Genomic DNA, 21,802 nt, shown 5'->3' with positions numbered 1-21,802 from the left:
CGCGATAATCAGGCGAGGAGTCGAATGCGGATCGCGATTGTCGGCGGGGGCCCGGCGGGACTCTATTTCGCGATCAGCATGAAGCTGCGCGATGCGCGCCACGACATCGCCGTATTCGAGCGCAATCGCGCGGACGACACGTTCGGCTGGGGCGTCGTGCTGTCCGAAGAGACGCTCCAGAACCTCGCCGCCAACGATCCGGTCAGCGCCGAGGCGATCCGCGCACATTTCGCTTATTGGGACGATGTCGCCGTGGTGCATCGCGGCACCCGCACCGTCTCGACCGGGCACGGTTTTTGCGGGATCGGGCGGCGGCGATTGCTGCTGTTGTTGCAGGAGCGCGCGCGGGACCTGGGCGTCGCGCTGAAGTTCGAGAATGAGGTCGCTGACGTCGCGGCGCTGGCGGCCGACTACGACCTCGTCGTCGCTGCCGACGGGCTCAATTCACGCGTCCGCGATGCATTCGCCGATACCTTCCGGCCTGATGTGCAGCTCTATGCCAACAAGTTCGTCTGGCTCGGCACGCACCAGACGTTCGACGACGCGTTCACCTTTATCTTCGAGCCGACCGAGCATGGCTGGATGTGGGCGCACGCCTATCAATTCGAGCCTGGAACCGCGACCTTCATCGTCGAATGCTCGGCCGAGACCTGGGCACGCGCCGGGTTTGGCGACATGAGCCGCGAGGAGTCCATCGCGACGTGCGAGGCCATTTTTGCCGCGCATCTCGGCGGCCAACCCCTCATGTCCAACGCCGGCCATTTGCGTGGTTCGGCCTGGATCAGCTTTCCGCGCGTGCTGTGCGAGACGTGGCGACACGGCAATGTGGTGCTGATGGGCGATGCCGCGGCGAGCGCGCATTTCTCGATCGGCTCGGGCACCAAGCTCGCGCTCGAAAGCGCGGTGGCATTGGCCGACGAGCTCCACGCCGACCGCGCGCTCGACGACGCGCTGGTGCGCTATGAGGAGGCGCGGCGGATCGAAGTGCTGCGGCTGCAATCGGCGGCGCGCAATTCGGCCGAATGGTTCGAGGAGGTCGAACGCTATCTCGACCTCGACCCGGTGCAGTTCACCTATTCGTTGCTGACCCGCTCGCAGCGCATCAGCCATGAGAACCTACGCCTGCGTGACCATGCCTGGCTTGGCGCCGCCGAGGGTTGGTTTCAGCAACAGGCCGGCGCCGGCAATGCCCCGCGCGCGCCGATGTTCGCACCGTTCAAGCTACGCGGCATGACGCTCGTCAACCGCGTCGTCGTCTCGCCGATGGCGCAGTATAAGGCGGTCGACGGCTGCCCGACCGACTGGCATTTCGCGCATTATGCCGAGCGCGCGAAAGGCGGCGCGGGGCTGGTCTATACCGAGATGACCTGCGTCAGCGCCGACGGGCGGATCACGCCGGGCTGTCCCGGTTTCTATGCCCCCGAACACGAAGCGGCGTGGAAGCGGCTGGTCGATTTCGTCCATGCCGAGACCGAGGCGAAGATCTGCGCGCAGCTCGGCCATTCAGGCGCCAAGGGCTCGACCAAATTGGGCTGGGAGGAAATGGACGCGCCGCTGAGCGAGGGCAATTGGCCGGTGATCGCGGCGTCGGCAATCGCCTGGTCGCCCGCCAACCAGATCCCCAAAGCGATGGACCGCGCCGATATGGACATGGTGCGCGACCAGTTCGCCGCTGCCACGCGCATGGCCGACCGCGCCGGATTCGACATGATCGAGCTACACATGGCGCACGGCTATCTGCTGTCGAGCTTCATCACCCCGCTGACCAACCGCCGCGACGACGAATTTGGCGGGAGCCTCGACAACCGGATGCGCTTCCCGCTGGAAGTGTTCGCCGCGGTGCGCGCCGAATGGCCCGAGGACAAACCCATCTCGGTACGTATCTCCGCGAGCGACTGGGTCGGCGAGGATGGCGTGACCCCGCAGGAAGCGGTGGCGATCGCGCGGATGCTGAAGGACGCGGGCGTCGATATCGTCGACGTCTCGGCCGGCCAGACCTCGCTCCAGGCGCGCCCGGTCTATGGCCGCATGTTCCAGACGCCCTTCTCCGACCGTATCCGCAATGAGGTGGGCATTGCGACGATGGCGGTCGGCAACATCTATTCGCCGGATCATGTCAATTCGATCCTGATGGCGGGGCGCGCCGATCTCGTCTGTCTCGCACGGCCACACCTAGCCGATCCCTATTGGACGCTCCATGCCGCCGCGCGACTGGGCGATCAGGGGGTACGCTGGCCCGACCCGTATCTCGCCGGGCGCGACCAGCTCTATCGCCTTGCCGAGCGCGGAGAGATGCCATGACGATCGCGGGCAGCCATGCTTTGGTCACTGGCGGCGGCAGCGGGATCGGCCGCGCGATCGCGCTGGCGCTGGCCGAAGCGGGCGTCGAGGTGACGATCTGCGGTCGCCGTCAGGACGCGCTCGACGCGGTCGAGCATCCGCGCATCCATGGCGTGGCCGCCGACGTCACTGACCCGGCCTCGATCGCCGCACTGTACGAGACCGCGCCACTGGCGCGCGGGCCGTTCGATATCGTCATCGCCAATGCCGGTGCCGCGATGAGTGCGCCCGCCGCGCGGGTGACGCTGGACGACTGGCAGGCAAGCCTCGCGGTCAACCTCACCGGCGCCTTTCTCTCGGTCCAGCCCGCCATCGCGCCGATGACCAAAGCCGGCAGGGGCCGGATTGTGTTCATCGCCTCGACCGCCGGATTGAAGGGCTATGCCTATGTCGCGCCCTATGTCGCCGCCAAGCATGGCGTTATCGGGCTTATGCGCGCGCTTGCCGCCGAGACCGCGAAGAGCGGCGTCACCGTCAACGCAATATGCCCGGGCTTTGCCGAGACCGAGATGCTGGCGCGTTCGCTTGATGAGATCACTGCAAAGACCGGCCGCTCGGAGGCGGAAGCGCGTGCCGCGCTCGCCAACCCGCAAGGGCGCTTTGTTACCCCCGAGGAAGTCGCCGCTACCGTCCTCTGGCTGGTCAGCGAGGGGGCAGGGTCGGTCACCGGCCAGGCGATTTCGGTGTCGGGCGGCGAGACATGGTGAGCGCGGTCGCCCGCATCGCCGACGACGATCGCGCGCGGCTCCGGTTGTGGCTGCGCCTGTTGCGCACGACGCGCGCGATCGAGCGCGAATTGCGCGAACGGCTGGCCAATGCGTTCGACACTACCTTGCCACGCTTCGACGTGATGGCCGCGCTCGACCGCAAGCCCGAAGGCATGATGATGGGCGAGCTGTCGCGCTTCCTGCTCGTCTCGAACGGCAACGTCACCGGGATCGTCGAGCGGCTGGTCGCCGATGGGCTGGTCGTGCGTAGCCATCGCGACGGCGATCGCCGCGCCGCGATCGTGCGGTTGAGCGATGCCGGCCGCACCGCCTTCGCCGCAATGGCTGCCGCGCATGCGCGCTGGATCGACGAATTGCTCGGCCCGATCGAGCCCGACGCGGCGCGCGACCTCAGCACCACGCTCGCCACGTTCCGCAGCCAATGGGAGAATGACGCATGACCGCCATGGCGGAATGGAAGCCGGCGCATTTCCGCTGGGATGTGGCCGATCGCATCGCGCGCATCCGGCTCGACAATCCGGCGCGCAAGAACCCGCTGACCTTCGACAGCTATGCCGAACTGCGCGACACGTTCCGTGGCCTGGTCGATGCCGACGATGTCGACGCCGTGGTGATCCTGCCCAATGGCGGCAATTTCTGTTCGGGCGGCGACGTCCACGACATCATCGGCCCGCTGGTCGGCATGGACATGAAAGGCCTGCTGCGCTTCACCCGGATGACCGGCGACCTGGTCAAGGCGATGATCGGCTGCGGCAAGCCGGTGATCGCCGCGGTCGATGGTGTCGCGGTCGGCGCCGGCGCGATCATGGCGATGGCAAGCGACCTGCGTCTCGCCACGCCCGCGGCCAAGACCGCGTTCCTGTTTACCCGCGTCGGGCTCGCCGGCTGCGACATGGGCGCGTGCGCGATGCTGCCGCGGATCATCGGCCAGGGTCGCGCCGCCGATCTGCTCTATACCGGCCGCACGATGAGCGCCGAGGAAGGCGAGCGCTGGGGCTTCTACAACCGGCTAGTCGCCGCAGATGCACTCGAGGACGAAGCGCTGGCGCTCGCCGCGCGCATCGTCGCCGGACCGACCTTCGCGCACGGTATCACCAAGACCCAGCTCAACCAGGAATGGTCGATGGGGCTCGACCAGGCGATCGAGGCGGAGGCACAAGCACAGGCGATCTGCATGCAGACGCGCGACTTCGAACGCGCCTATCGCGCCTTCGTCGCCAAACAGCAGCCGGTGTTCGAGGGCAACTGATGGCGCTCGGCCCCACCGGTCATGTCGACGGCTTCGCGCGCGCCAATCTGCCGCCGCCCGAGCAATGGCCCGATCTGTTGCTCGACGGGTTCGATTATCCAGATTGGCTCAATGCCGGGGTCGAATTGTGCGATGCCCAGGTCGTCGCCGGGCATGGCGACCGCGTCGCGCTGATCGGCAATGGGCGCGCGCGGACGTACAAAGAGCTCGCCGACTGGTCGAACCGCATCGCGCATGCGCTGGTCGAGGATTATGGCGTCGTGCCGGGCCATCGCGTGCTGATCCGCGGCCCCAACAACCCGGCGATGGTCGCCTGCTGGCTCGCCGCGACCAAGGCGGGTGCGGTGGTGGTCAACACCATGCCGATGCTGCGCGCCGCCGAACTCGCCAAGATCGTCGACAAGGCGGAAGTAAGCCTGGCGCTGTGCGACACGCGAGCGCTCGACGAGCTCGTCGCCTGCGCTAAAAGCAGCAGATTCCTTGCCAAGGTAATCGGCTTCGACGGCACCGCCAATCACGATGCCGAACTCGACCGTGCCGCTTTGTCCAAGCCGGTGCGGTTCGACGCGGTTCGCACCGGGCGCGACGACGTCGCCTTGCTCGGCTTCACTTCGGGCACCACCGGCGAGCCCAAGGCGACGATGCATTTCCATCGCGACCTGCTGATCATCGCCGACGGCTATGCCCGCGAAGTGCTGGGAGTCACGCCAGACGACATCTTCGTCGGCTCGCCGCCGCTCGCCTTCACTTTCGGGCTCGGCGGCCTCGCGATCTTCCCGCTGCGCTTCGGCGCTGCCGCCGCCCTGCTCGAACAGGCCTCGCCCGCCAACATGGTCGAGTTGATCGAACGCCACCGCGCGACGATCAGCTTCACTGCGCCGACCGCCTACCGCGCGATGATGGCGGCGATGGAGGAAGGCGCCGATCTCTCGTCGCTGCGCCTCGCGGTGTCGGCGGGCGAGACCTTGCCCGCACCGGTCTATGAGGAATGGGCGCGGCGGACGGGCAAGCCGATCCTCGACGGCATCGGCTCGACCGAATTGCTCCACATCTTCATCACCAACCGGGTCGACGATCGCGCGCCGGGCGCGACCGGCCGCGCGGTCGGCGGATACGAAGCGCGGATCGTCGACGATGCGATGCGCGATGTGCCGGTGGGCGAGGTCGGCCGCCTGGCGGTGCGCGGGCCGACCGGCTGCCGCTATCTCGCCGATCCGCGCCAGCGCGACTATGTCCGCGACGGCTGGAACCTGACCGGCGACAGCTTCCGCCAGGACGCGGATGGCCGTTACCATTTTGCCGCGCGCTCGGACGATATGATCGTCTCGGCCGGCTATAATATCGCAGGACCGGAGGTCGAGGCGGCGCTGCTTGCGCATCCGATCGTGCGCGAATGCGCGGTGATCGGCGCGCCCGATCCCGATCGCGGCCAGATCGTCGAGGCGCATGTCGTGCTGATCGAGGACGCCGCGCCCGACGCGCTCACCGTCAAATTGCTCCAGGATCACGTCAAGGCGGTGATCGCCCCGTACAAATATCCGCGCGCGATCCGCTTCGTCGACGCTCTGCCCAAGACCGCGACGGGCAAGATCCAGCGCTTCCGGCTGCGCCAGGCCGCCGCCGCTTCGCGAAAGGCCGATCATGCATGACATATTGCAGCCCGCCGGTTGGGCGCCCCCGCTCGGCTATGCCAATGGCGTCGCGGCGGAAGGGCGGCTGATCGCCGTCGGCGGTCAGATCGGCTGGAATGCCCAGCAGCAATTCGACAGCGACGACCTGGTCGATCAGGTGCGCCAGACGCTCGCCAATGTGGTCGCGGTGCTCGCCGCGGGCGGCGCCGCGCCCGAGCATCTCGTCTCGCTGACCTGGTACGTCACCGATATCGAGGACTATGTCGCGCGCCAAAAAGACATCGGCCGCGCCTATCGCGACACGATCGGCAAACACTTCCCCGCCATGGCGCTGGTCCAGGTCGTCCGCCTGGTCGAACCACGAGCCAAGGTCGAGATCCAGGCGATGGCAGTGGTGCCAAGCGACCCGGCCTAGAACCCGAACGTCGGAGCGACTGCAAACCGTCACGGTGCTGACATCGGCCTGTCACATGGCGGACGCAACGAAGGATCCGGACGACGGAGACGGGCGTGCGCTTCCTGATAGTCGAGGACGATCCGGTGATCGCCGAGCATATTGTTGCCGGGCTGGGTCTGCATGGCCACGAGACGACGCTCGCTCAGACCGGGTCGGAGGCGATCCTGATGCTCGACCGGCGGCCGCACGACGCCGTCGTGCTCGATCGCCTGTTGCCCGACATCAATGGCCTGTCGGTGATCGATCATGTCCGGCGCCAGGGCAATACGGTGCCGGTGCTGATGTTGAGCGCATTGGGCTCGGTCAAGGACCGGATCGAGGGGCTCGAGGTCGGCGCCGACGATTATCTCGCCAAGCCGTTCGACATGGACGAGCTCGCCGCGCGGCTGAGCGCGATCGCGCGCCGCAACGTATCCCGGCCGGAAGGATCGCGACTCCAGGTCGGTCGGCTCGAACTCGACCCGAGCAGTCACCGCGCGCGCTATTGCGACGCCTCGGCCGCGCTCAACCGCAAGCAATATTCGCTGCTCGCCCATCTGATGCGCAATACCGATCGCCTCGTCACCCGGTCGATGCTGCTCGAAAGCGTCTGGGCCTATTCCTTCTCGCCGACCACCAATATCGTCGAGAGCAATATGAGCCGGCTGCGCACGGCATTGTTGGCGCTCGGCTGCGACCCGATCGAGACCCAGCGCGGCGCCGGCTATATCTTGCGGTCGGATCGGTGCGCCTGATCCCGTGGGCTTTGGCGCGGTCGCCGCGTGTCGGCCGGCTCGCGATCCAGTTCGGCATGGCGTTCGCGATCGCGATGCTCGCGGTCGGCATGATCGGATTCAGCGCGGCGGATTCCTGGGTGTCGAGCCGCATCGACGCGTCGCTGCGCTATCACGCCGCCAAATATCTCCAGCCGGTCGACGGCCATGGTGCGGACGATGCCGCGGTGGCGGCCAAGATCCTCGACTGGCAGCGCCGCAAGGTGCTCAGCGAGCGGACTTATGTGCTGTTCGGCCGCGACGGCGCCCGGATCGCGGGACGGCTCGACATCACGCCACTGCCGCCGGGCTTTTCCGACGTTCGTTTTCTCGGCGGCGGCCATAACTATCAGGAAGGGCGCGCTCTTGCGACGCGGCTACCGAGCGGCAGCTTGCTGGTGATCGTCCAGCATAGCGAGGCGGCGGCCAGCCTCCACGCGCTGCTGCCCGGCATCGTATTGGCGATCTCGCTCGTTGCGCTGGTGATGGGCGTATCGGCGACCTTCCTGTTCGCGCGGCTGACGGCGAATCGGCTCGCGGAGACGCAGAGCACGGCGGACGCCATCGCCGCGGGCGATCTCAGCCGGCGCATTCCGACCGACCGGCTCGACGGCATGTTCGCGGTCCAGGCCGACAGCCTCAACCGCATGATCGACCGGATGGAGGAACTGGTCCGCGCCCAGCGCCTGTTCTCGAGCAACCTCGCGCACGATTTGCGCACGCCGCTGACTCGGTTGCGCGGCACGCTCGCGCGGGGTGTCGCCGATGGCGATCCGGCCTTGTCGGGCACGTTCGAGCGCGCCGAACGCGAATGCGCGTCGATCATCGCGATCTTCGACGCGCTGCTACGCCTCGCCGAGATCGAAACCGGCCGGCATCCATCGGCGATGGGCACGCTGTCACTCCGCCCGCTGATCGAGGATGTCGCCGACACGATGGACCCGGTGATCGCCGATCGCGGCGGCACGCTCGAAGTCGGGCGGCTCGACGATGTCGCGATCACCGGCGATTCGGACCTGATCAACCAACTGCTGATCAACCTGCTCGAAAATGTCGCCACGCACACGCCCGCCGGAACGCGCGCGCGGCTGTCGCTCGAACGCGATGCCGATGGCGCGGTGATCACGATCCGCGACGATGGGCCGGGCCTGGCCGCCGCCGACCTGGTACGGGTGACTCGCCCGTTCGAGCGCGGGGCGAGCGCGTCGGCCGCGCGGGGCAGCGGCCTCGGGCTCGCCATCGCGCAGGCGATCGTCCGCTTCCACCACGGGCGGATCGACCTGGCCGACGCCGCGCCCGGGCTCGAGGTGCGCGTGCGCATCCCCGCCAACGATTCGCCCGGCCCGCTCGCCGATGCGGGCGCCGCGGCTGCCTGATCCATATTGCCGTTGGCGCTGGTCCGATTTGACACCGGAGATGTGACAAGCCGGTGATGGCAAAATTCTAAGTTTGCAATGTTGGCGCTTTCGACCCGGTCGCGGGCCGCGGAGTCACGGAACCGTCATCACGCGCACCTAGCGGCCGCTCATGACGTCGGCGCTTTCGGGCGCCGTCGGTCGCAGGGGTGACAACGAAGGAAGCAGTGATGATCGCCAGATATTGGGTGCCGTCCGCGCTCGCGGCGGGCCTTGCCGTGTCGTGCGTCCAGGCGAGACCGTTGCCGCCGCAAATGGCGCCAGCGCCCGCCGCCGCCGCAAAGGACGCCACGCCGCCGCTGCTCGACCCCGCCGAGTTCGCGCCTGACCGCACCTTCGCGCCCCCGCCGCCACGCAATTCGCGGCTCGAAGCGCTTGAGCTCCAGCGGGTGAAAGCGTTGCGTGCCGCCGCCTCGCCCGAGCGGCTCGCCCAGGCCGAGCGCGACGGCGAAACCGAGAATCCGACCGCATTCGATCAGGCAGCGGGGCGTGACCTCGCCCAGCTTCCCGCGACCTACGCATTGCTCACGCGGATCCAGCGCGAAACCAACCGCGTAGTCAGCGCGGGCAAAGACTATTTTCGGCGGCTGAGGCCTTATGGTGTCGACCCGCAGATGGCGCATTGCGGCAAGGGGAAGGTCGCCGATCGCGGCTATCCCAGCGGCCATGGCGGCATGGCCTGGTCGGTCGGCTGGGCGCTCGCCCGGCTGATGCCCGACCGCGCGCCCGCCATCATCGCGCGGGCGCAGGATTATTCGCTCAGCCGCGAAATCTGCGGCGTCCACTTCCAGTCCGATCTGGAAGCCAGCCACGGCGTCGCGGTGATGATCGCCGACCGCCTGCTCGCCGATCCGCGCCTGGCCGATCAGGTCGCCGCCGCGCGCCGCGAACTCGCCCGACCGTAACCGACCTATTTGCCGAACTGGGGATGATGATGAACCGACGTGTTTTCCGTGCCACCTTGCTCGCGGCCGCCGCGACCGGCGCCTTCCTGCTTCCCGCGGCCGCGATCGCAGGCCCCGATGCCGCCGCGCCCGTGGCCAAGGATGCCAATGCCAACGCACCCGCCAAGGACGCGTCGACCCCCGCTGCCGACGACCAGTCGACCAGTGCCAACCAGAAGGGGCAGGCCAACGACAAGCAGTCGCTGACCTCCTCCGACATCATCGTCACCGGGTCGCGGGCCGCCGAAAGCGCGCCGATCACCGCGTCGCTTACCACCACCCAGCCGCAATCGGCGGTCAGCCGCGATTATATCGACAATGCGACCGCGACTTCGGACTTCAACGAGCTGATCGCGCTGACTCCGGGCGTGTCGATCTCGGGTGCCGGCAACGGCTATGGCCTGGGCGAGACCAAGGCGACGATCCGCGGGTTCCAGGATGGCGAATATAACGTCACTTACGATTCGATCCCCTTCGCCGATACCAACAATCCGACCCACCATTCGACCTCGTTCTTCCCGTCGAACACGATCGAGACCGTCGTCGTCGACCGCGGTCCGGGCAATGCCAGCCAGCTCGGTCAGGCCAGCTTCGGCGGCAACATCAACATGTATTCGCGCGGCGTGAAGGACCAGATGGGCGGCCAGGTCGAGGCGATCCTGGGCAATTGGAACACCTTCGTCGCCCGCGCCGAGCTCCAATCGGGCAAGATCGACAGCCTGGGCGGCACGCGTATCGTGCTGACCGGCCAGTATCTGCGCTCCGACGGCGCGCTGACCTATTCGCCGGTCGGCTCGAAGAACCTCTATGCCAAGGCGGTGGTGCCGATCGGCAGCGCCAACACGCTGACCATCATGAGTACGTGGAACCGCAACCATTATTATCAGTCGGACGTGCTGAAAGGTGCGACCTGCGGCAGCGCGCAAAAGGGTTACACGACCGTCGATCCCGTCACCGGAAAGACGGTAACCTTCGCCAATGCGGCCCTCGGCGCCGACGGCCAGCCGCTGTCCCAATTGACCGGGGAGAATTGCTCGACCGCTTCGAATGTCGGAGTCTATGGCCGCAATTACGGCCTGGGCAACGATCCGACGCAGCAGGATTACTGGAAGTACAACCGCACCGACAAGACCACCGATTTCTCCTACCTGCGGCTGCAGAGCGATCTCGGATCGGGGTTCTCGATGGACAACCGTGCGTACATGTACGGCTACACCAACAATACCTGGTCGGGAAATACCGGCAATGTCGTCACCGGCTTCTCCGGCGCGGGCACGCCCGCCTCGCCATACAAGGCGGTGGCGGGGCCGGCGACCGACATCCTCGGCTATAGCAAAATGAACAAATATCGCGTGTTCGGCTATATCGGCCAGCTCAACTACGATTTCTCGATGGGCAAAATTCGCGTCGGCGGCTGGTATGAATATGCCGTCACCGACCGCCACAATATCGATTTCGATCTCACGACGGGCCAACCGAGCTATAATGAGAAAGCCAATCTCGGCACCCCCGCGACGAGCGCGCTGCCTCCGACGACACTTGCCAACATCGGCTACGTCCAGCATTCGACATGGAACCAGTATCAGCTGTTCGCCGAATTCGAATTCCGGCCGATCGCCAGCCTGTCGATCACCCCAGGCGTCAAATACGTGCATTTCAACCGCTCGATCGATGCCGCGGTCAACCAGAAGTCACGCCTGCCGCTCGATACCTCGGCGACCTGGACCAAGACGCTGCCGTTCCTGACGGTCAATTGGCAGGCGATGACCAACTGGTCGTTCTACGCGCAATATGCCCAGGGCATGTACGTCCCCGATCTGTCGAGTTTCTATTCGTCCTCGGGCCAGCTTTCGACCGCGCTCGATAGCCTCAAGCCGCAGACCACGACCAATTATCAAATCGGCACCGTGTGGCACGGCAGCAAGTTCTCGGTCGACGCCGACGGTTATATCATCAACGTCAACAACAAGATCGGCACCTGCACCACGGTCGGCTGCGACACGACCCTGCTCGTGAATATCGGCCAGGTCCGGTACAAGGGCGTCGAGGGCCAGGTCAGCTATATGCCGCTCACCGGCCTGACTCTGTTCGCCAACGGATCGTACAATTATGCGCGTAGCGTTTCGACCGGGGCGCAGATCGCCAAGGCGCCATTCTCCACCGCGGCGGCGGGGTTCATCTATCGCAACGGCGGCTTCCGCCTGTCGTTCAATCAGAAATATACCGGTCCGCAATATGCCACCGAGTTCAACGGCAACCCGAACCTGCGGCTGTATCGCATCAAGCCCTATAGCATCGGCGATTTCGCGATCAGCCAGGAGATCGGCAGGAACCTGCGGCTGGGCGTAACCGTCAACAACGTGTTCAACAGCCGCGCTGTCACCGCGATCGCCAACAGCTCGTCGGGCGCGCCGACCGTCACGATCAACGGCACCAGCTATCAGAGCGGCTATGGTCAGCTCGACCAGTTCAATTACCTGCCACCGCGCTCGTTCCAGGTCTCGGCGCGGCTGAAGTTCTGATCGCGCGCCAGCGCCCTGCGGCCGGCCGTGCAAAAAGAGCCGGCAAGCAAAAAGATCGGCGCGCCGCGCCGCGCCTCCGGTCTTTTCCGGACTGCAGCCGGCTGGTAAGGTCAGGTAGATCGAGGGTCGGTCAGTTGCCCGGGTACTCGCGGCTGTGGGGGCACGCGAGATGGGCGGACCAGTCACGATCGGTCGGCGCGGGGTCGCATCCGCTGCTCACTGGGCGTTGCTCATTGGGCGTCCCCAGTTCGGGCGCGCCGACCGACACGCATAGGGTCCGGGCGCGGCGACGGCCAAGGTCGTTGCGCACTGCCCGGCAGAGGGTGGGGTTTGATGGTCAATCGCCGCGCGGTCGTCGCGGGATCTCTGGCATTTGCCGCCGCGGCGCGCGCCGGGATCGGCCGTGCCGCCGATCCTCGCTCCGATCCGCGCGATATCGCCCGCGACGATTGGGCTCCGGTCGACGCGATCGTCGCGCGAATGCGGGCACCGGTCTTCCCCGCCGCCACCTTCTCGATCCTCGATCACGGCGCCAGGCATGGCACCCCGGCGCACCTCGCCGTCCAGGCGGCGATCGATACCTGCGCCGCGGCCGGCGGCGGCCGCGTGCTCGTCCCGGCAGGGGTGTGGCGGATCAACGGTGCGATCCATCTCCGTTCCAATGTCGATCTCCATCTCGATCGCGACGCCGTGCTCCGTTTCGGCAAACCGGGGGAGATCGTGCTGCCGATCGTCCTCACCCGCTGGGAAGGGATCGAAGTCTATAATTACTCGCCGCTGATTTACGCGCGCGATTGCACCAACGTCGCGATCACCGGGCAGGGCGTGTGCGATGGTCAGGGCGGGCAGGGCTTCTTCCAATGGCGCCCGCACCAGGATCGCGACAAGGCGGCGCTGCGCGACATGGGCGAGGCCGGCACGCCGGTCGCCGATCGCCGCTTCGGTCCCGGCCATTTCCTGCGTCCGGCCTTCGTCCAGTTCTTCCGCTGTACCAATGTGCTGATCGACGGGCCGAAATTCGTCGATTCGCCGTTCTGGACGATCCACCCGGTCTATTCGACCAATGTCATCGTGCGCAGCGTCACGGTGATCAGCCACCACCTCAATTCGGACGGCTGTGACCCCGATTCGTGCCAGGACGTGCTGATCGAACATTGCCGCTTCGACGTTTCCGATGACTGTATCGCGATCAAATCGGGCCGCGACCAGGACGGCTGGCGGGTCGGTCGGCCGACCCGTAACGTCGTCATCCGCGATTGCCAGATGTCGACCCATATCGCCGGCGCGATCGCGATCGGCAGCGAGATGTCGGGCGGCGCGTCCAACATCTTCGCCGAACGGCTGGAGGTCCACCACGCCAAGCAGGCGCTGTACTTCAAGGCCAATCTCGACCGCGGCGGCACCATCGCCCAGGTCCGCGTGCGCGATGTGAAGGTGCGCGACAGCGACACGCTGATCGATTTCACCACCGCCTATCACCATAGCCGCGGCGGCAACGCGCCCCCGACCTACAAGCAATTCACCGTCGAGCGCGTCGATTGCCACAATACTGGCCGCGCGCTGCGCATCGTCGGCGTGGAAGCGGCGCCGGTCGAGGACGTGCTGATCCGCGACGTGACGGTCGGCAAAGCGCGCGAGCGGAACGTGATCGCGCATACCCGGGATCTGCGGTTGGACGGCGTGCGGGTGAATGGACAGGTGTTGGTGGCCTAGAGTTTGTTTCAGCAAAGCTGAAACGGCACCGATTCAGCGAAGCTGAAAAAGGACTCTAGGCGATTGCCGGACTGGCGTCGCTGAAGGTACGAATTTTTCGGGGTAGCTGCGACCCTATACCCGGCTTAGGCCGGTGAGATATGAACATGGCGGTGAAAGACGGCTTTGGCGCCCTGACCGAGAAGGAAAAGCAGACCCTTCGCCTGATCGTCCGCGGTCACGACGCCAAATCGGTTGCGCGCAGCCTTGGCCTGTCGGTCCACACGATCAACGAACGACTACGCGACGCGCGCCGCAAGATGGCGGTGTCCAGCAGCCGCGAAGCCGCGCGCTTGTTGTTCGAATCCGAGGGCGGCGCGTCCGCCTCACCGACCCCCGATTTGTTGGGGGACGCAAGAATCGGGGAAGCCACGAGCCGCGTTGGCGTGGATCAGGAAGGGGCGCCGAACAGCGGCGCGGGGCGGGTCACCCGCCATCCCTGGATCGTCATCGGAGTGCTGCTCATGACCTTTGCTCTCGGACTATTGGCGTTTGTCGCTTTGCCTCAGGCCGCGTCGCCCCCGCTGGCGCCAATTGCCGCCGACACGAAGTCCAATGCGGACGTCATGGACGCGACGCGGCAATGGCTGGCGCTGGTCGATCAGGACCGCTGGGCCGACAGTTATCGGATAACCGGCGCCTCCTTCCGCAAGATGAACACCGTGCAGGTCTGGACCGACGTGTCCGAAAAGATGCGCGCCTCTCTCGGCGCGGTGATGTCGCGGACGTTTCTCAGCGAGGAATACCTGCCCGCGCCACCTTATGGCTATGAGGTCGTGAAGTTCCGAGCCCGCTATGCCAACAAGGCCGACGCGGTGGAGACCGTCACGCTCGTGCGCGAGGACGGCGCCTGGCACGTGGTGGGCATGATCATCGAGTGAGGGAGAGGCGGCGCCCAGAACCCGCGCCGCCGAACCCGCCCCGATTTCAGATGAGCAGCAAGTCGACTGGTTTGGCCGCCGGGAATACCGTGCCAAGCCGGTCGCCGGCCAGGCCATATTGCCGCGCCGCGAGCCCGCCGATCATCGAGCGGTAATCGGTCAGGACGGGAAGGTCGCGGCCCTGGTTGAGTGTCGCTTGCGACAGCGCGACCTGGGGGCCCGCCATGCGCCCGCCATTCACGCCGCCGCCCATCACCCAATAGATGCTGCCATGACCGTGATCGGTGCCTTTATCGCCATTCTCGTGAAAGGTGCGGCCGAATTCGGATACGACCACGACCGTCGTGTTTCGCCAGGCATCGGGGCCAATCTCATCGGCAAAGCCGGCAAGGCCGCGCCCCAATTCGCCGATATGCGTCGCCAGATAGCCTTGTGCGCCGCCCTGATTGACATGCGTATCCCACCCGCCGACATCGACAAAGGCGAGGTTGAACTGGTCGCGCATCAGCCGCCCGATCCGCCGCGCCGACAATTCGAAGCCCTTGGGACTGACCGCGCCGCGGCTCGCCTGTTTCATTTCCTCGTCGACCGTCTTGAACACGGTGTCGCGCACCTGAAACCCCGCGGCGACCGAGCTGCCCAGGTCGTTCGTCCCGCTATGCTGCCCCTTGTACATCGCGGTGATCAAAGCGGCGTCCTTGGGCGGCACGGCGGGTTTCGATCCGACCGCCGCCAGGGCAACGTTCGGGATCACCGGCCCACCGCGAAAGCAGAGCGGCAGTTGATCGGTGAACGAGATCGGCTTGTCCTGGCCGAGCGCCGCGGCGAGCCGCGCCATGAAGCCGGAATTGTAATTGCGATGGCCGCCGATCGGCTGGCCGAGCTCGATCGTGTCCTGGGTCTCGAAATGGCTGCGGCTCATATCGTCGGTGCCGACAAAGGGCACGAAGGCGATCTGCTTCTTCTGCCATAGCGGATAGATCGAGTCCTTGAGCGCCGGGTGCAGGCTCCAATCGGCGTCGAGCGCGATCGGCGCGTTGGCGTCGGCCGGATCGGGCTTGCCGAGCGCGATCGTCGGGCGTGAGGCGTGATAGAAATCGCTTCCGGTCGGCGCGATCACATTCGCCGCGTCGTAGGCACCGCGCAGGAACACGACGAGCATCCGGCTGCCCGCTTGCGGCGCGGCGAAGGCGCGGCCGGCGACGATCAGCGGCGCCAGCGCGGCGGCACCGGCAATGAGGTCACGGCGATCGAGCAACATAAGCCTTCTCCGTTCGCGTCAGCGATGCATGAATTCGGGCGACGACAGGAACAATGCGTTCCATTCCTGCGGCGAGCTAGCCTGGGTCAGCGCCGTCCTGGTCTGCCCGGCCAGCGCCGGTGCGATGGCGCTGTAATAAGCGGCATTCTGCAGCTTGGGGAGCGCCGGTATGGGAACAGCCGGCGGTGGCGGTGGCGGTGGAGCGGCGGCGGTCGGCATCCCGGGCGCCATCATCTCCGATGCCATCGGACTGGCCATCGCCGGCGCCCCGCTTATCCCCACGGCAGCCACGGCGGCGGGCGGAGCGGGGGGCTTGAACAGCCCCGCCGCGCCGCCGCCGATCTGGCGCGCAATCTCGAACCGCACCGACATCTGGCCCGGCCCGGTCCAGGCGGCCGAGGTCATCGGATAGCCATCGGGCGTTTCGCGCGCATACAGGCCCTGGCCCATGCGGTTGAGCCAGCCGATGATCGGCTGCGCGTTCACGATCACCTTGTCGCCGTACATCAGGCGCACCGACGAAATCGCATAATGGACCGGGTCCTTGAACACGGTGCCGAGCGATTGCCTGAATTCGGGCGCGCGGATCATCGTGCGCAACACTTGCGCGATATCGCCGTCGCTCTTTTGCCAGGTCGCTGTCATGCGATCGATCACGGCAGCGGGCGGGTTGTCGCCCATGAAATAGGTCGCGAGCTGCTCCGAGACATGGCGCGCGGTGGCCGGCGACCGCGCGATCAGGTCGAGCGCTTCCTCCACCTCGCCAAAGCCGCTCCCTTTGATCGTATGGCCAAGGAACAGCTTGTCGCCGAAATCGTGGCGATTGGGATTGAACTCGAACAGCCCGGCGCGGACGTAGAGCGGCTGGCGCTGCGGGCTGAGCTTGGGCGCATTGGGGCTGAGATCGACCCCGACGCCGGTCAGGATCCGCGCCAGTTCCTGCACGTCCTTTTGCGTATAGCCCGACCCGACTCCCATCGAGTGGAGCTCCATGATCTCGCGCGCGTAATTCTCGTTGATATGGTTGGCCGCGTTCTGATCGTTGTCGAGATAGCGCAACATCGCCGGATGCTTCAGCGTCGCTTCCAGCAGGTCGCGGAACTTGCCCAGCGAATGGTCGCGGATCGTATCCTCGTAATCCCCCACCATCGCGCGGATGTCGCGCTTCTGCGCCTGGACGTTGAAATGGTTGAACCAGAACCAGGTCAGCTGCTCGCGCAATTGGTCGGGCGCGTAGAGATCACGCAGCAAGGATCGCGTCGCCGCTTCACTGGCGAGCGCGTTCATGTCCTGCTGATACGCCTTGCGCGCGGCATCGCGCTGAGCAGGATCGGTGAGCTTGTTGGCATAGCGGCTCGCCGCATCCTGCTCGACCACCAAAGCCGCCAGCGGCTTGCGGCTGATCCGCATCGCTGCGATTTGGGCGGCGGCCTCGGGTGGCAGCGTATCGTCGGGATGTTTGAGCTGGGCGTCGAGCCAGCGACTGCTGCCCGCTTTTTCGCTCTCGCCGTCCGCCGCGGACGCGCCCCAGGTCAGGCGGTTCACCCAGGCGGCCGACTCTTGCGCCGGCGGGGCGGCCAGCGCGGGCGTGGCGAGTGTCGCTAACAGCAGAACGGAGACGGAGCGTGCGCGCATATCGGCCATCCTTCGGGAGTCCACTACGCTTCAGATCCTGAACCGCTCCTGTCGTCGACGAATAATCGTCGTTTTTAATCGACTTGCCATGATTGGCTGAGGGAGGGCGCGGCCAAGCTGCGGCGGCCGCGACAGCTGCGTCATTGCGCCTGCCGCTCATCGCCCCCATATAAAGGCTATCGCATCGACGCTCCGGGCACGGTGTCGACTGAGAGACGAGACGCTCCCGCTCAACCGCCGAGGAGGTCACATGTCCCGCGCCATCAATCTCAACGTTCCTTTGGCTGAGGTGACTGCCTTGTGCGGCCGCCGCAAGGTACCGATCAGCGCGATCGAGAGCCTGTTGGACGGCGGCACCCGCGTGGCGCTGATGAACATGGACGACACCGCGATCATCGCCCGCGCCTTCAAATCGAAAATCATCAACAAAACGGCACGGCGCGTGCCCGTCTTCTCGCGTCACCGCTGATCGATCGCTACCGCGCCCGCGCCGCGGGCCGGCGTCACTATCAAGAAGGAATATCTCATGGCCAAGGCCCAGAAACGCAGCAATCGCGAAATCCGCAAACCCAAAAAGGTTGAGGCCAAGCCCGCGACGCCGCTCGCGATCGACAAGAACGCGGTCAAGGTGACCCTAGGCAAGAGCTCCTGATGGCAAAGGCCGCCGCGCCCCAGCAGCCTGTGGTCGCGGCGGACGAAGCGCCGCAGTCCGAACAGGCGCCGAAAAAGCCCTTCTTTCGCAGCCGCCGCGATCGACCGCACCTGACGCCCGAACAAATCGCGCGCCAGGGGCGCGTCGTCTCGTTCGCGCTGCAATCCTTCGCGGGGCCCGCCGCCGCGATGGAGTATCTCAACAGCGATCAGGCCGGGCTCGGCCGGCCGCTCGATTTGGCGATCGAAAGCGCCGAGGGCCTCGCCGCCGTCGAACAGGCGCTGGCGCTCCGCGCGCGCCGGACTGACCGATGATGGATCGCCTCGTTCCCTCCGGAATCGTCGAGCAGTGGATGACGCATTTGCGGCTGCAACGCTCGCGCGCCAACGACATGATCTGGCTGATCGAACAGGGCGCCACCCTGCATGACGGCAGGAACGGCGAGCCGCTCCACGACGCGACCGACCGCTGGCTGACCGAACAGCGCGAGGTGGTGGCCGACGTCAACCGGCTCGAGGAATTGTACAAGGACATCAACGAGCGCGGGGCGTTTTTCGGCCGGGGGGAGTCATCCGGCGGCACGGCCGGTCCGGGGAAGAAGAAGCCGTCGCGGCATTAACGGGGCGGTTTCCGGCGGGTTGAAGGCGATATCGGCCCCTCCCGCCATGGGCAGTCAGTCAGCCCTCGCCCCACCCGCCTTCGTCAGGCGCAGGATGGGGAAGAGCAAGGCTCGACGAATCGGCGACATGCCATTGGGCGTCTCGACATCGATCTTCAGTTGCCTGAATTGCCAATAGATGATCACGCTCATGATCGCGGCGTAGAAACACCAGACCGAGGCAAAGGCATATTGCTTGACGATCTCTGCGATCGTCAGCGCGACAACGTTGATCGCGCCATACCATCTGACGACGCGATGGGTCGACAACAGCAACGCGCCGCAGGTGGCGAGGACATACAGGCAGGATATCCAGAAATTGCCCGTCATGTGGTTGCGATAGGCGATCGAATCCTGCTCGATGAAGCACCGGCTGGGCAGGAAGATCAGCCCGGTAACATCCCACACGCAGACGACCGCGCCGATGCCCGTCAGCGCCAGAATGGCACCGCGACGCCAGCCGGGCGGCTCCATCAGCACGACCGCGGCCGGCATCAGCAACGGCAGGATGCCCTGGGCATAGAGCATGAACAGGAAGGCGACATGGTCGAGCGCGAGCTTGCCGATCCGCCCGTCAAGGCCGAGCCAGACCCATCCTTCGGTAAACTGGTGCACCGCGAACAGCATCGGCACGGAGGCGAACAGCAGCGCCCGCGGCTCGCGCACGTGGCGAAGCGTCGCAACGCCGATCGCCCCGATCACGCCCGAGGCGATGAAGCTGGACGTGGCCGAAAAGCACATGCGATTTTCTCCGGCCAATGGACGAGAAACCGTGTGGAGCTATTCCCGGCATATAGCCAGCATGTTGGCGAGCAACGGTTCGGGACGCGGGCAGCCTCTCGCGTCGATCGCCAGGCCCGGCACCGTAAGTCACGTTAATCCCGTTCAAGACCGGAGGGGTGAGCCCGCGCTATCGCGTCTGCCAAGGAGACGAACATGGTGCGAATGAACTGGATGATCGCCGGCGCGGCGTTGGTGCTGATCGGGAGCGCGCCGGCGAGCAAATGGCAACCCCACGAGACGCTGGTCGCGACCGGGACGATCGCCGCCGAAGGGCTGAACGGCGATTGGCGCTCGGTCAACGACTTGGGCGACGGCCGCTTCGCCACGCGCACCGACCTGAAAGCGTTCAAGACCGCCGACATTTACGACGGCCGCACGCATTGGCGGATCGAACGGTCGGGCGGCAGCCACAAGCTCGACAGCCAGTTCGCTGAGCGGCGGACGCGGACCAGCGCCTGGCTCGCCCGGTTCGGCTGGATGCAGGCGGGGTTCGGTGGTGCGCAGCGCGGAGCGGCGGTCACGCGAACCGACAAGGGACGGCACTATTCGGTGCTCACCGCCACCCCGCGCGGCGGCGAGCCGGTCGAATTGTGGTTCGACGCGGCGTCGGGCGAACTGGCGCGCGCGGTCGAGCAGGACTGGTTCTACAAGGTAGAGACGCGCTACACCGATTATCGCGCGGTCGCGGGGCGGCGGCTGCCCTTCTCGATCGTGCGGTCCGACGGCAATAACGAAGAGCGGATCGCCATCGACAGCTATCGCCTGCTTCCCCGGGCGCCGGCGGACAGCTATGCGGCGCCGCGCCAGCCCGACGATCACACGATCCCGTCCGCGGGCACGACGGTCGCCGCGACGGCCTTTCCCCAGCTCGAAATCGCGGCCAGCGTCAACGGCCGGCCGATGCACTTCCTGTTCGACACTGGCGGGCACAGCATCCTGTCGCCCGATGCGGCGCGCGCGCTTGGGCTCACGCCCGTCGGCGGGACGCGCAGCGGCGGCAGCGGCGCGGGGACGCTCGCGGAGCAATTCACCCGCGTGAAGGAAGTCCGCATCGGCGACGCGGTGCTGCGCGATCAATTCTTCTCGATCCTCGATCTCGGCTATTCGACGTTCGAGCGCGGCGCGCAACCGCCGCTCGACGGCCTGCTCGGGCTGGAAGTGGTCGAGCGCTTCATCGTCCGGATCGACTATCGCGCCGGCACGATGACCTTGTTGCCGCGCGACAGCGCCGTGACGTGCAAGAGCGGCTGGGTGGCGGCGCGGTTCACCAGCGACATGCCGACGATCGAGGCCCAGCTCGACGGCATCCGCGCGCCGTTCACCATGGATACCGGCAACAACGGATCGCTGCAGCTCTATGCCCATTGGCTGAAGCAAACGGGCGTCACCGCGCGCTACAATCGCGGGGTAGAGGCGGTGTCCTATGGCGCCGGCGGGCCGTCGCGCAACTGGGTGAATTACGCGCAGACCTTCGCCGTCGGCGGCGGCACGGTGCGCTATCCGATGATCCGCACGACCGACGACAAGGGCGGCGTCGCTCTGTCGATCAGCGAGGCCGGCAATCTCGGCACCAATATCTTGGCGAACTACACGATCACGTTCGATTACGGCCGCTCGCGCGTCTGCATGGACTATGTGCCGGGCTATGTGCCGGTGCCGTTCAGCCGCGCCGGGCTGCGCGCGCTCAAGACCGACCCGGACACGATCCTGGTGAGCTTCGTCAACGACGGCGGACCGGCGGCGCAGGCGGGCCTGCGCAAGAACGACAAGCTGCTCAGCGTCGATGGCCGCAGCGCGCACGAGCTGGGCGGCGGCGACGTCACGCGGGCATTCACGCAGGCGCCGGGGACGCGGGTGCGGGTGCGCTACGCCAGGGATGGGCAGGAGCGGGATGCGGAGATCGTGTTGCGGGAGATGTTGGCGGTGCCCGGTGGGTGAGGGGGTGGGTGAGGGTTGGTTTTTGGGGGCAGGCACGGGATAATCTAGGCCCGATTTTTACGATCGCGTTAGCGCTTGACTGACCTGACCGCTCCGCGAATTTAGTAAACTGTCATGTCTGGACGGCGCCCTGCGATCAAGGGTGTAAAGAGCTGAAGTTACGTATTCCGGGTGCGGTCATGTCTTCGGCCTGTTTGGCGTGAT

The 21,802-nt window shown here is 66.2% G+C and carries 20 protein-coding genes; 17 read left to right on the top strand and 3 right to left on the bottom strand.

The features are described from left to right. The first annotated feature begins 24 nt into the window (after positions 1-24). From AC1DRD_RS19705 to AC1DRD_RS19650, 12 genes are all read left to right on the top strand, one after another. Entirely contained in the window at positions 25-2,301 is a 2,277-nt protein-coding gene (locus tag AC1DRD_RS19705; protein ID WP_478042730.1) for a bifunctional salicylyl-CoA 5-hydroxylase/oxidoreductase, read from the top strand. Next, positions 2,298-3,047, top strand: a complete 750-nt coding sequence (locus AC1DRD_RS19700) for an SDR family NAD(P)-dependent oxidoreductase (protein WP_478042729.1) — start codon at positions 2,298-2,300, stop codon at positions 3,045-3,047. The genes AC1DRD_RS19705 and AC1DRD_RS19700 overlap by 4 nt, the downstream gene beginning before the upstream one ends. After that, the gene (locus AC1DRD_RS19695) at positions 3,041-3,508 is read left to right on the top strand and encodes a MarR family winged helix-turn-helix transcriptional regulator (RefSeq protein WP_478042728.1); all 468 of its coding nucleotides are present in this window, start codon (positions 3,041-3,043) and stop codon (positions 3,506-3,508) included. Before AC1DRD_RS19700 ends, AC1DRD_RS19695 begins: the two co-directional genes overlap by 7 nt. After that, positions 3,505-4,317 (top strand): enoyl-CoA hydratase family protein, encoded by an 813-nt coding sequence (locus tag AC1DRD_RS19690; RefSeq protein ID WP_478042727.1) that lies wholly within the window; start codon positions 3,505-3,507, stop codon positions 4,315-4,317. Before AC1DRD_RS19695 ends, AC1DRD_RS19690 begins: the two co-directional genes overlap by 4 nt. Continuing rightward, the gene (locus AC1DRD_RS19685) at positions 4,317-5,966 is read left to right on the top strand and encodes an AMP-binding protein (protein WP_478042726.1); all 1,650 of its coding nucleotides are present in this window, start codon (positions 4,317-4,319) and stop codon (positions 5,964-5,966) included. Before AC1DRD_RS19690 ends, AC1DRD_RS19685 begins: the two co-directional genes overlap by 1 nt. Then, complete coding sequence (locus tag AC1DRD_RS19680) at positions 5,959-6,363, top strand: RidA family protein (protein WP_478042725.1); 405 nt, start codon at positions 5,959-5,961, stop codon at positions 6,361-6,363. The genes AC1DRD_RS19685 and AC1DRD_RS19680 overlap by 8 nt, the downstream gene beginning before the upstream one ends. A 95-nt stretch (positions 6,364-6,458) precedes the next feature. Next, positions 6,459-7,139 (top strand): response regulator transcription factor, encoded by a 681-nt coding sequence (locus tag AC1DRD_RS19675; RefSeq protein ID WP_478042724.1) that lies wholly within the window; start codon positions 6,459-6,461, stop codon positions 7,137-7,139. Then, positions 7,130-8,533: a sensor histidine kinase gene (locus AC1DRD_RS19670; protein ID WP_478042723.1), complete on the top strand. Its 1,404-nt coding sequence runs from the start codon at positions 7,130-7,132 to the stop codon at positions 8,531-8,533. Before AC1DRD_RS19675 ends, AC1DRD_RS19670 begins: the two co-directional genes overlap by 10 nt. A 209-nt stretch (positions 8,534-8,742) precedes the next feature. Next, a complete protein-coding gene (locus AC1DRD_RS19665; protein ID WP_478042722.1) occupies positions 8,743-9,477 on the top strand; it encodes a phosphatase PAP2 family protein in 735 nt (244 codons plus the stop codon). Between the two features lie 26 nt (positions 9,478-9,503). Next, positions 9,504-12,038 (top strand): TonB-dependent receptor, encoded by a 2,535-nt coding sequence (locus AC1DRD_RS19660; RefSeq protein WP_478032036.1) that lies wholly within the window; start codon positions 9,504-9,506, stop codon positions 12,036-12,038. A gap of 333 nt (positions 12,039-12,371) precedes the next feature. Next, positions 12,372-13,751 carry a glycoside hydrolase family 28 protein gene (locus AC1DRD_RS19655; RefSeq protein WP_478042721.1) on the top strand — a complete coding sequence of 460 codons (1,380 nt, stop codon included), beginning with the start codon at positions 12,372-12,374 and terminating at the stop codon, positions 13,749-13,751. A gap of 140 nt (positions 13,752-13,891) precedes the next feature. Then, complete coding sequence (locus AC1DRD_RS19650; protein ID WP_478031947.1) at positions 13,892-14,671, top strand: helix-turn-helix domain-containing protein; 780 nt, start codon at positions 13,892-13,894, stop codon at positions 14,669-14,671. Between the two features lie 46 nt (positions 14,672-14,717). Here the strand turns inward: AC1DRD_RS19650 and AC1DRD_RS19645 are convergent, their stop codons facing one another. Then, positions 14,718-15,932, bottom strand: a complete 1,215-nt coding sequence (locus AC1DRD_RS19645; protein ID WP_478042720.1) for a DUF1501 domain-containing protein — start codon at positions 15,930-15,932, stop codon at positions 14,718-14,720. A gap of 18 nt (positions 15,933-15,950) precedes the next feature. Next, entirely contained in the window at positions 15,951-17,567 is a 1,617-nt protein-coding gene (locus AC1DRD_RS19640) for a DUF1800 domain-containing protein (protein ID WP_478042719.1), read from the bottom strand. Between the two features lie 250 nt (positions 17,568-17,817). Here AC1DRD_RS19640 and AC1DRD_RS19635 point away from each other — a divergent pair, with 250 nt between their 5' ends. From AC1DRD_RS19635 to AC1DRD_RS19620, 4 genes are read left to right on the top strand one after another with little or no spacing between them, the layout of a single operon-like run. Continuing rightward, a complete protein-coding gene (locus AC1DRD_RS19635) occupies positions 17,818-18,036 on the top strand; it encodes a hypothetical protein (protein WP_478042718.1) in 219 nt (72 codons plus the stop codon). Positions 18,037-18,093: 57 nt separating this feature from the next. Next, a complete protein-coding gene (locus AC1DRD_RS19630) occupies positions 18,094-18,219 on the top strand; it encodes a hypothetical protein (protein ID WP_478042717.1) in 126 nt (41 codons plus the stop codon). Continuing rightward, complete coding sequence (locus tag AC1DRD_RS19625; RefSeq protein ID WP_478042716.1) at positions 18,219-18,533, top strand: hypothetical protein; 315 nt, start codon at positions 18,219-18,221, stop codon at positions 18,531-18,533. Before AC1DRD_RS19630 ends, AC1DRD_RS19625 begins: the two co-directional genes overlap by 1 nt. Next, complete coding sequence (locus AC1DRD_RS19620; RefSeq protein ID WP_478031939.1) at positions 18,530-18,838, top strand: hypothetical protein; 309 nt, start codon at positions 18,530-18,532, stop codon at positions 18,836-18,838. The genes AC1DRD_RS19625 and AC1DRD_RS19620 overlap by 4 nt, the downstream gene beginning before the upstream one ends. A 54-nt stretch (positions 18,839-18,892) precedes the next feature. Here AC1DRD_RS19620 and AC1DRD_RS19615 read toward each other — a convergent pair whose 3' ends face one another. Continuing rightward, positions 18,893-19,618, bottom strand: a complete 726-nt coding sequence (locus tag AC1DRD_RS19615; protein ID WP_478042715.1) for a DUF6629 family protein — start codon at positions 19,616-19,618, stop codon at positions 18,893-18,895. A gap of 195 nt (positions 19,619-19,813) precedes the next feature. On the opposite strand from AC1DRD_RS19615, the gene AC1DRD_RS19610 reads away from it, so the two are divergent. Further along, positions 19,814-21,598, top strand: a complete 1,785-nt coding sequence (locus tag AC1DRD_RS19610; protein ID WP_478042714.1) for a retropepsin-like aspartic protease — start codon at positions 19,814-19,816, stop codon at positions 21,596-21,598. Positions 21,599-21,802: the final 204 nt, after the last annotated feature.

It is taken from the genome of Sphingomonas sp. P4_G2 (assembly GCF_056401155.1).
The sequence above is the reverse complement of the archived record's forward strand: the minus strand, read 5'-3'. Positions and strand labels throughout refer to the sequence as shown.

Excerpts from the sequence above, each read along its gene's own strand:
- AC1DRD_RS19615 (WP_478042715.1), bottom strand. The coding sequence starts at position 19,618 with ATGTGCTTTTCGGCCACGTCCAGCTTCATCGCCTCGGGCGTGATCGGG.
- AC1DRD_RS19620 (WP_478031939.1), top strand. The coding sequence starts at position 18,530 with ATGATGGATCGCCTCGTTCCCTCCGGAATCGTCGAGCAGTGGATGACG.
- AC1DRD_RS19650 (WP_478031947.1), top strand. The coding sequence starts at position 13,892 with ATGAACATGGCGGTGAAAGACGGCTTTGGCGCCCTGACCGAGAAGGAA.
- AC1DRD_RS19685 (WP_478042726.1), top strand. The coding sequence starts at position 4,317 with ATGGCGCTCGGCCCCACCGGTCATGTCGACGGCTTCGCGCGCGCCAAT.
- AC1DRD_RS19695 (WP_478042728.1), top strand. The coding sequence starts at position 3,041 with ATGGTGAGCGCGGTCGCCCGCATCGCCGACGACGATCGCGCGCGGCTC.
- AC1DRD_RS19690 (WP_478042727.1), top strand. The coding sequence starts at position 3,505 with ATGACCGCCATGGCGGAATGGAAGCCGGCGCATTTCCGCTGGGATGTG.
- AC1DRD_RS19645 (WP_478042720.1), bottom strand. The coding sequence starts at position 15,932 with ATGTTGCTCGATCGCCGTGACCTCATTGCCGGTGCCGCCGCGCTGGCG.
- AC1DRD_RS19665 (WP_478042722.1), top strand. The coding sequence starts at position 8,743 with ATGATCGCCAGATATTGGGTGCCGTCCGCGCTCGCGGCGGGCCTTGCC.
- AC1DRD_RS19700 (WP_478042729.1), top strand. The coding sequence starts at position 2,298 with ATGACGATCGCGGGCAGCCATGCTTTGGTCACTGGCGGCGGCAGCGGG.
- AC1DRD_RS19640 (WP_478042719.1), bottom strand. The coding sequence starts at position 17,567 with ATGCGCGCACGCTCCGTCTCCGTTCTGCTGTTAGCGACACTCGCCACG.
- AC1DRD_RS19635 (WP_478042718.1), top strand. The coding sequence starts at position 17,818 with ATGTCCCGCGCCATCAATCTCAACGTTCCTTTGGCTGAGGTGACTGCC.
- AC1DRD_RS19680 (WP_478042725.1), top strand. The coding sequence starts at position 5,959 with ATGCATGACATATTGCAGCCCGCCGGTTGGGCGCCCCCGCTCGGCTAT.
- AC1DRD_RS19655 (WP_478042721.1), top strand. The coding sequence starts at position 12,372 with ATGGTCAATCGCCGCGCGGTCGTCGCGGGATCTCTGGCATTTGCCGCC.
- AC1DRD_RS19630 (WP_478042717.1), top strand. The coding sequence starts at position 18,094 with ATGGCCAAGGCCCAGAAACGCAGCAATCGCGAAATCCGCAAACCCAAA.
- AC1DRD_RS19610 (WP_478042714.1), top strand. The coding sequence starts at position 19,814 with ATGGTGCGAATGAACTGGATGATCGCCGGCGCGGCGTTGGTGCTGATC.
- AC1DRD_RS19660 (WP_478032036.1), top strand. The coding sequence starts at position 9,504 with ATGATGAACCGACGTGTTTTCCGTGCCACCTTGCTCGCGGCCGCCGCG.
- AC1DRD_RS19625 (WP_478042716.1), top strand. The coding sequence starts at position 18,219 with ATGGCAAAGGCCGCCGCGCCCCAGCAGCCTGTGGTCGCGGCGGACGAA.
- AC1DRD_RS19705 (WP_478042730.1), top strand. The coding sequence starts at position 25 with ATGCGGATCGCGATTGTCGGCGGGGGCCCGGCGGGACTCTATTTCGCG.